This is a genomic window from Streptomyces sp. NPDC048349 (assembly GCF_040651925.1).
Lineage (GTDB): Bacteria > Actinomycetota > Actinomycetes > Streptomycetales > Streptomycetaceae > Streptomyces.
The window spans coordinates 74,093-86,697 of record NZ_JBEZLA010000024.1 but is presented as its reverse complement, the minus strand read 5'-3'; the positions used below and the strand labels follow the sequence as shown (position 1 = coordinate 86,697).

Here is a 12,605-nt window from a genome sequence, read left to right as displayed (position 1 = left end):
GGAGCAGCTCTTCCTGCCCGTCCTGCACACCCACGCGCTGGAACGCACCGAGAACGACGCCGAATGGCTCCGCCTCCCCGCCCCCACTTCCACCTGATCGGGCTACAGAACTCGGTCAGGTGTGCGCTTCACGTCAGCTCCTGCGTACGCCTTCCGCAAGCTCGCCCGCCAGCGACCGTACGGCGGCCAGCCCGGCCTGCTGGTCCGGCGCGTCCAGCAGCAGCTTGACGAAGGCCGAGCCGACGATCACGCCGTCCGCGAAGCCGGCCACCTCCTTGGCCTGCTCGGCGTTGGAGACGCCCAGGCCCACGCAGACCGGCAGCTCGGTGGTCCGGCGGGTGCGTCCGACGAGCTCCTTGGCCTCGGCGCCGACCGAGGCGCGGGTGCCGGTGACGCCCATCAGGGAGGCCGCGTACACGAAGCCGGAGCCGGCCGCCGTGATCGTGGCCAGCCGCTCGTCCTTGCTGCTGGGAGCGACGACGAAGACGGTCGCCAGACCGTGTTTGTCCGCGTGCTCGCGCCACAGCGCGGACTCCTGGACCGGCAGGTCGGGCAGGATGCAGCCGGCGCCGCCCGCCGCCGCCAGCTCGGCGGTGAACCGCTCGACGCCGTACCGGTCGATGGGGTTCCAGTACGTCATCACCAGGATCGGGGCACCGGTGGCCTCGTGCGCCTCGCGGACCGTGCGGATCACGTCGGCGATCTTGACTCCGCCGCGCAGGGCGATGTCGTCGGCGGTCTGGATGATCGCGCCGTCCAGGACCGGGTCGCTGTGCGGGAGCCCGACCTCGACCACGTCCGCGCCGCCCGCGATGACGGCCTTGACCGCCTCGATGGCGCCGTCGACGGTCGGGAAGCCCGCCGGGAGGTAGGCGACGAGGGCCGCGCGGTCCTCGGACTTCGCCTTGGCGAGGGTGTCGCCCAGCAGCTGGATGCGCCCGGTCTTCTCGCTGGCCGTGCTCACTTCGACTCCTCCTCGGCGGCGTCGTACAGCCCGAAGTAGCGGGCGGCCGTGTCCATGTCCTTGTCCCCGCGGCCGGAGAGGTTGACCACGATCAGCCCCTCGCGGCCCAGCTCCTTGCCCAGCTCGAGGGCGCCGGCCAGGGCGTGCGCCGACTCGATCGCCGGGATGATCCCCTCGGTGCGGGAGAGCAGGCGCAGGGCCTGCATCGCGGCGTCGTCGGTGACGGCGCGGTATTCGCCGCGGCCCGTGTCCTTGAGGTACGAGTGCTCCGGGCCGATGCCCGGGTAGTCCAGACCGGCCGAGATGGAGTACGGCTCGGTGATCTGGCCCTCCTCGTCCTGCAGGACGTACGAGCGGGAGCCGTGCAGGATCCCGGGCTCGCCCGCGGTCAGCGTGGCCGCGTGCTCGCCGGTCTCGACACCGTGCCCGGCGGGCTCGAAGCCGACCAGGCGGACCTCGGTGTCGGGGATGAAGGCGTGGAAGAGGCCGATGGCGTTGGATCCGCCGCCGACGCAGGCCGCGACGGCGTCGGGCAGCCGGCCGGCGCGCTCGATGATCTGGCGGCGTGCCTCGACGCCGATGACCCGGTGGAAGTCGCGGACCATGGCCGGGAAGGGGTGCGGGCCGGCGACCGTGCCGAAGAGGTAGTGGGTGCGGTCCACGTTGGCGACCCAGTCGCGGAACGCCTCGTTGATGGCGTCCTTCAGGGTCCGGGAGCCGGACTTCACGGCGATGACCTCGGCGCCCAGCATCCGCATCCGGGCCACGTTCAGGGCCTGGCGCTGGGTGTCGATCTCGCCCATGTAGACGGTGCACTCGAGGCCGAAGAGCGCACAGGCGGTGGCGGTGGCCACGCCGTGCTGGCCGGCGCCGGTCTCGGCGATGACGCGGGTCTTGCCCATGCGCTTGGTGAGCAGCGCCTGGCCCAGCACGTTGTTGATCTTGTGCGAGCCGGTGTGGTTGAGGTCCTCGCGCTTGAGGAAGATCCGCGCGCCGCCGGCGTGCTCCGCGAACCGGGGCACCTCGGTGAGGGCGCTGGGACGGCCGGTGTAGTTGACCATCAGGTCGTTCAGCTCGGCCGTGAAGTCCGGGTCGTTCTTGGCCTTCTCGTACTCGACCGCGACCTCGTCCACGGCGGCGACGAGCGCTTCCGGGATGAACTTGCCGCCGAAGTCGCCGAAGTAGCCCTCGGCGTTCGGAACGTGACCCTCCGGGTCCGGGATGAAGAATTGGCTGGACATGCCAGTGCTCCTACGGGAACGGGATGCGACGAGTGGTCTTCACCGTATGGCGCCGCCCGCCCGCGACACGCGTACGCACGCACCCCCACGGGAGTCGGTCGCACGGCCTGCGGAACGAGGACCCGCCGCCGGAGCCGTCGGGCCCGGGCAGCGGGCCGCAGGGGACCGCCACGAAGCGGCACGATGGGTCTCGTACCGCCCGCCGGGGGTCCTCCTACGGCGCGTCTCCGGGGCGCCATCGCATGCCGTTGACCTGACCGGGCTCGGAGCCGATCACGTACCGGACCCGCCGCCCGTGCACGCGCCGGGCCGGGGCGCGGCAGCCGCGGGGGCGGCAGCCGCGCGCCAGGGGCGCGTACGCCGCCGGCACGCCGACCGGGCCGCGACGGCCGGGTCGGGTGCTGGCGGAGGGACGGTCGTGGGCCATGGGGGCGGTCAGCTCCGCCCGTGGCGCAGGGCGGGGTGGGCGCCGGCGGCGACGAGGTCGGCCACGGCCGCCTTCGGGTCGCGTCCGGTCACCAGGGACTCCCCGACGAGGACGGCGTCGGCGCCCTCGTTGGCGTAGGCGATCAGGTCGTGCGGACCACGGATGCCGGATTCGGCGATCTTGACGATGTGGGCCGGGATCTCGGGGGCGACGCGCTCGAAGGTGGAGCGGTCGACCTTGAGGTCCTTGAGGTTGCGGGCGTTGACACCGATGATCTTGGCACCGGCGGCGACTGCGCGCTCCACCTCCTCCTCGTCGTGCACCTCGACGAGCGGGGTCAGGCCGATGGACTCGGCCCGCTCGATGAGGGAGACGAGGGCCTCCTGCTCCAGCGCCGCGACGATCAGCAGCACGAGGTCGGCGCCGTAGGCGCGGGCCTCCCAGAGCTGGTACGCCGTGACGATGAAGTCCTTGCGCAGGATCGGGATGTCCACGCGGGCGCGGACGGCCTCCAGGTCGGCCAGCGAGCCGCCGAAGCGGCGCTGTTCGGTGAGGACGGAGATGACCGCCGCACCGCCCGCCTCGTAGTCGGCGGCGAGCCCGGCCGGATCGGCGATCGCTGCCAGCGCGCCCTTGGACGGGCTGGAGCGCTTGACCTCGCAGATCACCTTGACGCTGTCACCGCGCAGTGCGGCGACGCCGTCCTTGGCCTGGGGCGCCTTGGCGGCACGCTCCTTGAGCTCGTCGAGGCTCACGCGGGCCTGCCGTTCGGCAAGGTCTTCGCGGACCCCTTCGATGATCTCGTCGAGCACACTCACGCGAGCGGCCCCCTTCCGGGTCGATGACGGTCGGCCGCCTTGCAGACACGTACAACTGCAAGGTCAGCAATCAAATGGTATCCGCAGGAGGCCTTGCCCTCCGCACGCGGTTGACGCCGTCCCAGTAACTGGACATTCGGAATCGGGCCCTCATCCGGGCCCGTACGGGCCTCAGGGGGCCAGCGCGGATCCGAAAGAAAGATTTCGGACGACGGCGAACACCAGGGCCGCCCCGCCGATCCCCCACCAGTACCGCGGGCGCAGGGCCAAACGGGGCACGGGTCCGCCGCGAAGGGCGCGCACCAGCCACAGGAGCATGAATCCCGCGAAGACGAAGTAGCCGGTGACGGCCAGGGCATTTGCCCCGAAAGCCGCGATCAGATCGCCGTGGGCGAACGCGTGCGCGCTGCGCAGGCCGCCGCAGCCGGGGCACAGGATTCCGGTCAGCCGCAGCAGCGGACAGACCGGGTAGTGGCCCGGTTCGTTCGGATCCACGGTGCCCACGTAAGCAAACGCCGCGGCCGCCGCGGCCAGGGTGAGCGCCGGTGCGCGCAGGCGCCGGGCCCGGCTCACCGGTGCGGCGGGCGCGGGCCGCGGCGGGCGGGCATCGGGGGTGTCGGAGGCGTCCACCCGCTGATTGTCACCGGTCATGACAAAAGGCGCAGCCCGACGGGGCCGCGCCTTTCGGTTCCTGCGTACCGCGCTCAGACCTTGGCGGGGACCTTGGAGGCCGCGATGACCTCGGCGAGGTCCTTGTGCGCGGCCTTGGGCGCACCCATGCCCGCCGCCTTCATCGCCAGGCCGACGACACCGCCGACCGCGACCACGACCATGCCGGCCCAGAAGCCGAGCGGGTTCGCGAGCACCATGAAGGCGCCGGAGATGCAGAAGCCGATGAAGGCGATGATGACACCGGTCCAGGCGGCCGGGGTGTGTCCGTGGTCTGTGCCCGCCATGAGTTGCTCCTCGTTGCTCTGTCGCGGTGCTCTGTCGAGCGCGCGGTGTGTCGCGGTGTGTGTCGAACGCTCGGTGCCCATTGTCCCGCACCGGGCGGGGCCGCCGTCCACGGGGGGTCGGTCAGCCGGTCGGGTCCTCGCCGCGGTCCAGAGCCTTCCACAGATCCTCCGGCCGGTCCGGATCCACCACGGCCGGCTTGCGGGTCCGCGGGCTGCCGCTCCGCTCGTAGCGGCCGCCCATCGCGGGCCAGCTGCGGCCGAAGCGCAGGGCCAGCAGCCCGGCGGCCAGGATCAGGGCCGCGCCGGCGGCCGTGACGTACGGCCACGCCGTCTGGGTCAGTCCCGCCACCTGGGCGGCGGTGTCCGCGGTGGTACGCGCGGCCTCCGCGTCCAGGGCCCGGCGGCCGTCGGCGGCCAGGACCGCGGACAGGGCGGCGCCCAGGCCGCTGAGGGCCAGCAGTCCCGACACCAGCAGCCGGCCCTTGCCGCGTACGGCGAAGACGGCGACCAGGGCGGCGAGGGCGACGATGGCCAGGGCCGCGGGCAGACCCGTGACGGCCTGCCCGTCCGCGGTCACGGCGAGCGAATCGCCGCCGACGGCCGCGGTGCCCCGGGCCCAGACCCGGCCGGAGGCGAGCAGGACGACGGTGGAGCCGAGGGTGCCGAGGAGCAGGGCGACGGCCACGCTGCGGCGGCTGCTCTTGCTGCCGGGGGCCTCGGCTTCGTTTCCGACGGGGGGCGGGGGCGGGGGTACGGCACTCACGTACCCCACTATCCCCTACGCCCTCAAGAGCGGTGGAGGCGGTTCGCCGCTCCCACCGCGCGCAGCACGGCGGCCGCCTTGTTGCGGCACTCGTTGTCCTCCAGCTCGGGCACCGAGTCGGCCACCACCCCGGCGCCCGCCTGCACGTACGCGGTGCCGTCGCGCAGCAGCGCGGTGCGGATGGCGATGGCCGTGTCGGAGTCGCCGGCGAAGTCCAGGTAGCCCACGCAGCCGCCGTACAGGCCGCGGCGGGAGGGCTCCAGCTCCTCGATGATCTGCATGGCGCGGGGCTTGGGCGCGCCGGAGAGGGTGCCCGCCGGGAAGCAGGCGGTGAGCACGTCGAAGGCGGTCCTGCCCTCGGCGACCCGCCCGGTGACGGTGGACACGATGTGCATGACGTGCGAGTAGCGCTCGATGCTCATGAAGTCGACGACCTCCACGGAGCCCGGCTCGCAGACCCGGCCCAGGTCGTTGCGGCCCAGGTCGACGAGCATCAGGTGCTCGGCGCGCTCCTTGGGGTCGGCGAGCAATTCCTCGGCGAGGTCGTGGTCCTCCTGCGGGGTGGCGCCGCGGTGCCGGGTGCCGGCGATGGGGTGGACCATGGCCCGCCCGTCCTCGACCTTGACCAGCGCCTCGGGGCTGGAGCCGACCACGTCGAAGCCGTTCTCGAAGCGGAAGAGGTACATGTACGGGGAGGGGTTGGTGGCGCGCAGCACCCGGTAGACGTCCAGCGCGGAGGCCTCGCAGGGGGTCTCGAACCGCTGCGAGGGCACCACCTGGAAGGCCTCGCCGGCCCGGATGCGCTCCTTGATGTCCTCGACGGCCGCCTGGTACTTCTCGCCGCCCCACAGCGCCGAGAACTCCGGAAGCTCGGAGGCGGGCAGCGGGGTCGGGGTGTACGGCGCGGGCCGGGCGAGGTCCGCCTCCATGGCGTCCAGGCGCGCCACGGCGTCGGCGTACGCCTCGTCCACACCGGTGTCGAGGTCGTTGTGGTTGATGGCGTTGGCGATGAGCAGGACGGTGCCGTCCCAGTGGTCCATGACCGCCAGGTCGGAGGTGAGCAGCATGGTCAGCTCGGGCAGTTCCAGGTCGTCGGCCGTGTGCTCGCCGATGCGCTCCAGGCGGCGCACGATGTCGTAGCCGAGGTAGCCGACCATGCCGCCGGTGAAGGGCGGCATCCCGCCCGCGAGGTCGCGGGGAGTGTGCAGGGCCTCGACGGTGGCGCGCAGCGCGTCCAGGGGGTCGCCGCCGGTCGGTACGCCCACGGGCGGGGTGCCGATCCAGTGCGCCTGCCCGTCCCGCGCGGTCAGGGTCGCGTCGCTGCGCACGCCGACGAAGGAGTACCGGGACCAGGAGCGGCCGTTCTCGGCGGACTCCAGCAGGAAGGTGCCGGGGCGTTCGGCGGCCAGCTTGCGGTAGAGCCCGACGGGGGTGTCGCCGTCGGCCAGCAGCCGGCGGCTCACGGGGATGACGCGGCGGTCGGCCGCGAGCTTGCGGAACGTATCGAGATCCATGTGCGTGGGGCCTACCTAGTCGGCGTCGCGGAGGAGGACATCGTCGTCGAAGCAGGTGCGGGCGCCGGTGTGGCAGGCGGCCCCGACCTGGTCGACCTTGACGAGCACGGTGTCGGCGTCGCAGTCGAGGGCGACGGACTTCACGTGCTGGAAGTGGCCGGACGTGTCCCCCTTCACCCAGTACTCCTGGCGGCTGCGGGACCAGTAGGTGCAGCGGCCGGTCGTCAGGGTGCGGTGCAGGGCCTCGTCGTCCATCCACCCGAGCATGAGCACCTCACCGGTGTCGTACTGCTGGGCGATGGCCGGTACCAGGCCGTCGGCGGAGCGCTTGAGGCGTGCGGCGATGGCGGGATCGAGGCTGCCGGAGCGGGGGGACGTACTCATGGGGCCATTGTGCCGGGCCGCGGTGCCCGGCACGGATCTCCGTCCGCCTGATGAGCGGGCGCGCGCCGCGTTCCAGCCGTAGGCTGGCCCGCATGTCTACCCATGCGAAGCGTGAACGACTGCTGCTGGCCGACCTGTTGGAGGCGGCCGGACCGGAGGCGCCGACGCTGTGCGACGGCTGGACCTGCCGGGTACTGGCGGCGCACGTGGTGGTGCGGGAGCGCCGCCCGGACGCGGCGGGCGGCCTGCTGCTGAACGTGCTCAAGACCCGCTTGGACGCGGCGATGGCGGAGTACGCGGCCAAGCCGTACGAGGAGCTCATCCAGCTGATCCGCACCGGCCCGCCGAAGATGTCGCTCTATGCCCTGAAGCAGATCGACGAGGCGGCGAACGCGGTGGAGTTCTTCGTGCACGCGGAGGACGTCCGGCGGGCCCAGCCGGACTGGTCCCCGCGGGAGCTGGACCCGGTGTTCTCGGACTCCCTGTGGTCCCGCCTGGAGAAACTGGCCCGCCTGACGGGCCGCCGCTCCCCGGTCGGCCTGGTCCTGCGCCGCCCGAACGGCCAGACGGCGGTGGCGCACAAGGGCGCACCGGTGGTGACGGTGACGGGCGAGCCGGGCGAGCTGACCCTGTTCTGCTTCGGCCGCCAGGACGCCGCCGCCGTCACCCTCGACGGCGAAAAGGAGGCCGTCGCCAAACTGACGACGGCCAAGCTGGGCATCTAGATCATGGCTCTCACTTCCACCCGGCGGGACGGCTGTAGACGGCTCCCGTGGCGGCCTCGGTGACGGTGTCGGGCAGCTGGCTGTTGCGCAGGGCCGCCTCGTTGATCGTGAACGCGCCGACCGAGCGGAAGTGCGGGCTCGGCCGCGCGTAGCCGGGCGGCAGGGCCAGGTAGATCTTGCGCAGCGGGTCCAGTCGCTGGGCGGCCTCGACCGCGGGCACCAGGTCGGAGTCAGCGGACACGATCAGCGCGACGTCCGAGGCTCCTCGCGCGCTGTCCTCGACGAGGCGGGCGCCGATGGCCACGTCGGTCCGCTTCTCCTCGAAGCGGCGGAACCGGCGGGGCGGGGTGCAGCCGCACCGGTACCCCTGCCGGCAGGAGGCGCAGCGCGGCTTCTGGACGGTGTAGTGGCCGAGCTCGGTCCGCACGTCCCGGGGGCGGTGCGCGGCGAGCGCGTCCAGGTGCGTCTTCTGGTCCGCGAGTGCCGCGGGGTCCTTCACGACCAGGGTGGTGCAGTACTGGACGCGCTCGAGGGTGTCGTCGGGCCGCAGCCGCTCCACCAGCGCCGCGAGGTCCAGCCAGAGGTACCGGTGGCCGAAGGCGGCTCGGATGGAGTAGTCGAGGTTGGGCCCGTCGACGTAGGCGATCACGCTGCTCACAGGTTCTCCCGGCGGGGACGGCCCGCCTGTTAGTGTGACGTCATACGAGTTCGGCGGTCACGCCGACAGGAACGGCCCCGGCGACGGGGCCGTTTTTTCGTGCTCGTCCGTGCGTGCGTGCCCGGGGCCGTTCAGAGCGCCGGTGAGGACGGCTCGCCGCGGACGACCCGGTAGGCGGGGCTCGCGGGATCGTTCAGGGCGCCGAACACGGCGTACGCGGACTGCTTGGGCCCGTTGATCGTGTACTTGCCCTTGGGGGTCTGGGTGAGCACGGTGCCCAGCCAGTGGTCACCCTTGCGCCAGTCGACCGCCTTGAGGCCGGCGAGCAGGCCTTCGAGACGCACGGCGCGCTCCTCGCCCGAGACGTCGAGCAGGGGCCGGCCCATGGCTCCGACCGCGGCGAAGACGCTGCCCATGGCCGCGACGCACTCCTCCCGGTCGGTGATCTCCTCGGCGAAGGCCTCCGCGTAGGCCGCGAGCCATGCGCGCGCCGCGGATTCCAGGTCGGCCAGATCGACGTGGCCGATGGGGGCGGGCTTGGTCCCGTACTGCACACCCGAGATCCCGTGCACCATGTTGATCACGAACTGGCGCAGGTCCTGGAGTTTGACCACCTTGGGGCTGTTCTTCTTGATCTGCCGCGAGATGCGCTCGACCTTGCCGCGGAAGAAGGGGATCTCCTCCGACAGCCGTCCGACGACGTCCATCAGCGGGTCGGTGGTGTCCATGCTGAGTGCGATGGCCGAATTGACCCGGACACCGAGCACGTTGAGGTCGTAGAAGAACTTGCGGGCCTCCAGCGGGGGCCTGTCGTCGTGCACCACGGCGCTCAGGTACACGGTGTCGTGCAGGTTCTTGGTCTCCTGGCCGACGGCGGGGTTCCGCTGCAGGTAGTAGTGGCTGGCCAGCTGGGTCTCGCCGTCGATGGCGATCAGTTTCAGGCCGTGCGGGACACAGAGGAAGCTCTGCTGCGCGCCGCCCTGGTCCGCGTACTGCACGAGGGAGAGGGGTTCTTCGGTCCACAGGTGGATGGGGGGGAGCACGCCCGCGCGGTCCCCGGTCACGAAACTCTCGATGTACGCCGCGTACTTGGGGATGTTGGTCTTCTTCCCCAGCTCCAGGCCCCGCTGGACCAGCGAATGCAGTTCGACGTCCTCGTCCTTGACGTCCGTGGGCCGCAGCTTGGCGTTTCCGGGCTGCAGGACCACCGGGTCGTGGGTGATCACCCTCAGCTGTTTGAACGGGACGCGGATGTGCGTCGTCCGCTCGTCCACCTGCAGGCAGCGGATGAACGTGCCGGCGGAAAGGTCGAGCACGTCGGAATTCAGCTTGGCCACAGTCCCCACCCGTCTCCTCAGCCTCATTGCTGATGTGAACCAGGGTAGGGGTCAACTCCAGTTCGCCGCAGGGCTTTCTCGAGAAAGGACTTCCGTCATCTTGAGAAGGCCCCGCGGCGACACCGCGGCGGGCTCAGCGGACCGGGTGGCCCGCTTCGCGGAGGGCGGTTTTGACCTCGGAGATCCGCAGGTCGCCGAAGTGGAACACCGAGGCGGCCAGGACCGCGTCGGCGCCCGCCGCGATCGCCGGCGGGAAGTGCTCCAGCTTGCCCGCGCCGCCGGAGGCGATCACCGGGACGGTCACGTGCCTGCGCACCGCCCCGATCATCTCGGTGTCGTAGCCGTCCTTGGTGCCGTCGGCGTCCATCGAGTTCAACAGGATCTCCCCGGCGCCCAGTTCGGCCGCCCGGTGGGCCCATTCGACGGCGTCGATGCCGGTGCCCCGGCGGCCGCCGTGGGTGGTGACCTCGAAGGAGCCCGAGGCGGTGCGCCGGGCGTCCACCGAGAGGACCAGCACCTGCCGGCCGAAGCGCTCCGCGATCTCCCGGATGAGCTCGGGCCGGGCGATGGCGGCGGTGTTCACGCCCACCTTGTCCGCTCCCGCGCGCAGGAGTTTGTCGACGTCGTCCGCCGTGCGGACACCACCGCCGACCGTGAGCGGGATGAACACCTGCTCGGCGGTGCGCCGCACCACGTCGTAGGTGGTCTCGCGGTTGCCCGAGGAGGCCGTGATGTCGAGGAAGGTCAGCTCGTCGGCGCCCTCGGCGTCGTACAGCCTGGCCATCTCGACCGGGTCTCCGGCGTCGCGCAGGTTCTGGAAGTTGACGCCCTTGACGACCCGGCCGTTGTCCACGTCCAGGCAGGGGATCACCCGTACGGCGAGGGTCATGCCCCGTCTCCCTTGTACGCCTCGACCTCCACCTCGACGACCATGCCGGGGTCGACGAAGCCGGAGACGATGATCATGGATGCGGCCGGGCGGACCGCGTCGAACAGCTCCTTGTGGGCGCGGCCCACCTCGTCCACGTCCCGCGCGTGGGTGAGGTACATGCGGGTGCGCACGACGTCCTCGGGGCCGAGGCCGGCCTGGGCGAGGGCCTTGAAGGCCACGCCGAAGGCCGTGATCGCCTGGTCGTACGGGCCGCCGCCGTCGGCCGCGGTGCAGCCGGAGACCAGGACGAGGCCGTTCGGGAGCTGGACGGCGCGCGAGTAGCCGATGACGTCCTCGTAGGGGCCGCCGGAGGAGATGCGGCGCACTTCGGAAGGGCTGCTCATGCGTTGACCACCTTCAGGGCTTCTTCCAGGGTGAAGGCCTTGGCGTACAGGGCCTTGCCGACGATGGCGCCCTCGACGCCCAGCGGGACCAGCTCGGACAGGGCGCGCAGGTCGTCCAGGCAGGAGATGCCGCCGGAGGCCACGACGGGCCGGTCGGTGGCGGCGCAGACGCCCCGCAGCAGCTCCAGGTTGGGGCCGGTCAGCGTGCCGTCCTTGCCGATGTCGGTGACGACGTAGCGGGCGCAGCCCTCGGAGTCGAGGCGGGCGAGGGTCTCGTACAGGTCGCCGCCCTCGCTGGTCCAGCCGCGCCCCTTGAGGGTGGTGCCGCGGACGTCGAGGCCGATCGCGATCCGGTCGCCGTGGTCGGCGATGGCCTTGGCGGCCCACTCGGGGGTCTCCAGGGCGGCGGTGCCGAGGTTGACGCGGGTGCAACCGGTGGCGAGGGCCGCGGCGAGCGAGGCGTCGTCGCGGATGCCGCCGGACAGCTCGACCTTGATGTCCATGGCGCGGGTGATCTCGGCGACCAGGGCGCGGTTGTCACCGGTGCCGAAGGCGGCGTCGAGGTCGACGAGGTGCAGCCATTCGGCGCCGGAGCGCTGCCAGGCGAGGGCGGCCTCGAGCGGGGATCCGTAGGAGGTCTCGCTGCCGGACACCCCGTGCACGAGGCGGACGGCCTGGCCGTCGCGGACGTCGACCGCGGGGAGGAGTTCCAGCTTCGCTGCGGGCTCGGTCATCACAGGGTCTCGATCCAGTTGGTGAGGAGCTGGGCTCCGGCGTCGCCGGACTTCTCGGGGTGGAACTGGGTGGCCCACAGGGCCCCGTTCTCCACCGCCGCGACGAACGGCTCGCCGTGGGTGGCCCAGGTGACGCGGGGGGCGCGGATCGCCGGGTTGGTGACCTCCAGGGTCCACTCGCGCGCCGCGTAGGAGTGCACGAAGTAGAACCGGGCGTCGGCGTCCAGGCCGGCGAAGGCCTGGCTGTCGGCCGGGGCGTCGACGGTGTTCCAGCCCATGTGGGGGACGATCGGGGCCTTGAGCGGGCCGACGGTGCCGGGCCACTCGTCCAGGCCCTCGGTCTCCACACCGTGCTCGATGCCGCGCTCGAAGAGGATCTGCATGCCGACGCAGATGCCCATGACCGGGCGGCCGCCGGACAGCCTGCGGCCGACGATCCAGTCGCCGCGGGCCTCCTTGAGGCCCTGCATGCAGGCGGAGAAGGCGCCGACGCCGGGGACGAGGAGTCCGTCGGCGTCCATCGCCTTGTCGTAGTCGCGGGTGATCTCGACGTCGGCACCGACGCGGGCCAGGGCGCGCTCGGCGGAGCGGACGTTGCCGAAGCCGTAGTCGAAGACCACGACCGTCTTGCGTGCTGCGCTCATTCCCAGATTCCTTGGATTCGCAGGACTCCGGCCGCGAGGCACATGGCGGAGCCGATGGCGAGCAGGACGACGACCGACTTGGGCATCTGCTGCTTCTGGAAGGAGTAGACGCCGCCGGCCAGGAACAGGCCGACGACGATCAGGATCGTGTTGAGCCCGTTCACG

Annotated in this window: 17 protein-coding genes; 1 reads left to right on the top strand and 16 read right to left on the bottom strand. The window is 71.9% G+C overall.

The window, feature by feature from the left end; all coding sequences use genetic code 11:
* Positions 1-133: 133 nt before the first annotated feature.
* The 9 genes from trpA to hisI all read right to left on the bottom strand — a co-directional run bounded on the left by trpA (position 134) and on the right by hisI (position 7,067).
* A complete protein-coding gene (gene trpA, locus AB0D44_RS15910; RefSeq protein ID WP_362590313.1) occupies positions 134-964 on the bottom strand; it encodes a tryptophan synthase subunit alpha in 831 nt (276 codons plus the stop codon).
* The gene (trpB, locus tag AB0D44_RS15905) at positions 961-2,205 is read right to left on the bottom strand and encodes a tryptophan synthase subunit beta (RefSeq protein ID WP_362590311.1); all 1,245 of its coding nucleotides are present in this window, start codon (positions 2,203-2,205) and stop codon (positions 961-963) included. Before trpB ends, trpA begins: the two co-directional genes overlap by 4 nt.
* A gap of 214 nt (positions 2,206-2,419) precedes the next feature.
* Positions 2,420-2,632 carry a tryptophan synthase subunit(beta) gene (locus AB0D44_RS15900; RefSeq protein ID WP_362590308.1) on the bottom strand — a complete coding sequence of 71 codons (213 nt, stop codon included), beginning with the start codon at positions 2,630-2,632 and terminating at the stop codon, positions 2,420-2,422.
* An 8-nt stretch (positions 2,633-2,640) separates the two neighbouring features.
* A complete protein-coding gene (gene trpC / locus AB0D44_RS15895) occupies positions 2,641-3,450 on the bottom strand; it encodes an indole-3-glycerol phosphate synthase TrpC (protein WP_362300112.1) in 810 nt (269 codons plus the stop codon).
* A gap of 171 nt (positions 3,451-3,621) precedes the next feature.
* Positions 3,622-4,101: a DUF2752 domain-containing protein gene (locus tag AB0D44_RS15890; RefSeq protein ID WP_362590306.1), complete on the bottom strand. Its 480-nt coding sequence runs from the start codon at positions 4,099-4,101 to the stop codon at positions 3,622-3,624.
* A 53-nt stretch (positions 4,102-4,154) separates the two neighbouring features.
* Positions 4,155-4,406, bottom strand: coding sequence for an HGxxPAAW family protein (locus tag AB0D44_RS15885; protein WP_362590303.1), 252 nt, complete (start codon positions 4,404-4,406; stop codon positions 4,155-4,157).
* 121 nt (positions 4,407-4,527) lie between these two features.
* Entirely contained in the window at positions 4,528-5,178 is a 651-nt protein-coding gene (locus tag AB0D44_RS15880) for a TIGR02234 family membrane protein (protein WP_362590300.1), read from the bottom strand.
* 14 nt (positions 5,179-5,192) lie between these two features.
* On the bottom strand, positions 5,193-6,683 hold the full coding sequence (locus tag AB0D44_RS15875; protein WP_362590297.1) for an anthranilate synthase component I: 1,491 nt from the start codon (positions 6,681-6,683) through the stop codon (positions 5,193-5,195).
* 15 nt (positions 6,684-6,698) lie between these two features.
* Positions 6,699-7,067, bottom strand: a complete 369-nt coding sequence (gene hisI, locus AB0D44_RS15870; protein ID WP_362590295.1) for a phosphoribosyl-AMP cyclohydrolase — start codon at positions 7,065-7,067, stop codon at positions 6,699-6,701.
* Positions 7,068-7,159: 92 nt separating this feature from the next.
* Between hisI and AB0D44_RS15865 the strand changes: the two genes are divergently transcribed.
* Positions 7,160-7,792 carry a TIGR03085 family metal-binding protein gene (locus AB0D44_RS15865; protein ID WP_362590292.1) on the top strand — a complete coding sequence of 211 codons (633 nt, stop codon included), beginning with the start codon at positions 7,160-7,162 and terminating at the stop codon, positions 7,790-7,792.
* Positions 7,793-7,802: 10 nt separating this feature from the next.
* On the opposite strand, the gene AB0D44_RS15860 is transcribed toward AB0D44_RS15865, so the two are convergent.
* From AB0D44_RS15860 to AB0D44_RS15830, 7 genes are all read right to left on the bottom strand, one after another.
* Positions 7,803-8,450 carry an NYN domain-containing protein gene (locus AB0D44_RS15860; protein WP_362590289.1) on the bottom strand — a complete coding sequence of 216 codons (648 nt, stop codon included), beginning with the start codon at positions 8,448-8,450 and terminating at the stop codon, positions 7,803-7,805.
* Between the two features lie 131 nt (positions 8,451-8,581).
* The gene (locus AB0D44_RS15855) at positions 8,582-9,787 is read right to left on the bottom strand and encodes a DNA sulfur modification protein DndB (protein WP_362590286.1); all 1,206 of its coding nucleotides are present in this window, start codon (positions 9,785-9,787) and stop codon (positions 8,582-8,584) included.
* A 133-nt stretch (positions 9,788-9,920) separates the two neighbouring features.
* The gene (gene hisF / locus AB0D44_RS15850; protein WP_362590283.1) at positions 9,921-10,676 is read right to left on the bottom strand and encodes an imidazole glycerol phosphate synthase subunit HisF; all 756 of its coding nucleotides are present in this window, start codon (positions 10,674-10,676) and stop codon (positions 9,921-9,923) included.
* Positions 10,673-11,062, bottom strand: a complete 390-nt coding sequence (locus AB0D44_RS15845) for a RidA family protein (protein WP_362590280.1) — start codon at positions 11,060-11,062, stop codon at positions 10,673-10,675. Before AB0D44_RS15845 ends, hisF begins: the two co-directional genes overlap by 4 nt.
* Entirely contained in the window at positions 11,059-11,796 is a 738-nt protein-coding gene (priA, locus tag AB0D44_RS15840; protein WP_362590277.1) for a bifunctional 1-(5-phosphoribosyl)-5-((5-phosphoribosylamino)methylideneamino)imidazole-4-carboxamide isomerase/phosphoribosylanthranilate isomerase PriA, read from the bottom strand. Before priA ends, AB0D44_RS15845 begins: the two co-directional genes overlap by 4 nt.
* Positions 11,796-12,440 (bottom strand): imidazole glycerol phosphate synthase subunit HisH, encoded by a 645-nt coding sequence (gene hisH, locus AB0D44_RS15835; protein WP_362590274.1) that lies wholly within the window; start codon positions 12,438-12,440, stop codon positions 11,796-11,798. Before hisH ends, priA begins: the two co-directional genes overlap by 1 nt.
* Positions 12,437-12,604: a hypothetical protein gene (locus AB0D44_RS15830; protein WP_362590272.1), complete on the bottom strand. Its 168-nt coding sequence runs from the start codon at positions 12,602-12,604 to the stop codon at positions 12,437-12,439. Before AB0D44_RS15830 ends, hisH begins: the two co-directional genes overlap by 4 nt.
* Between the last annotated feature and the right edge of the window lies 1 nt (position 12,605).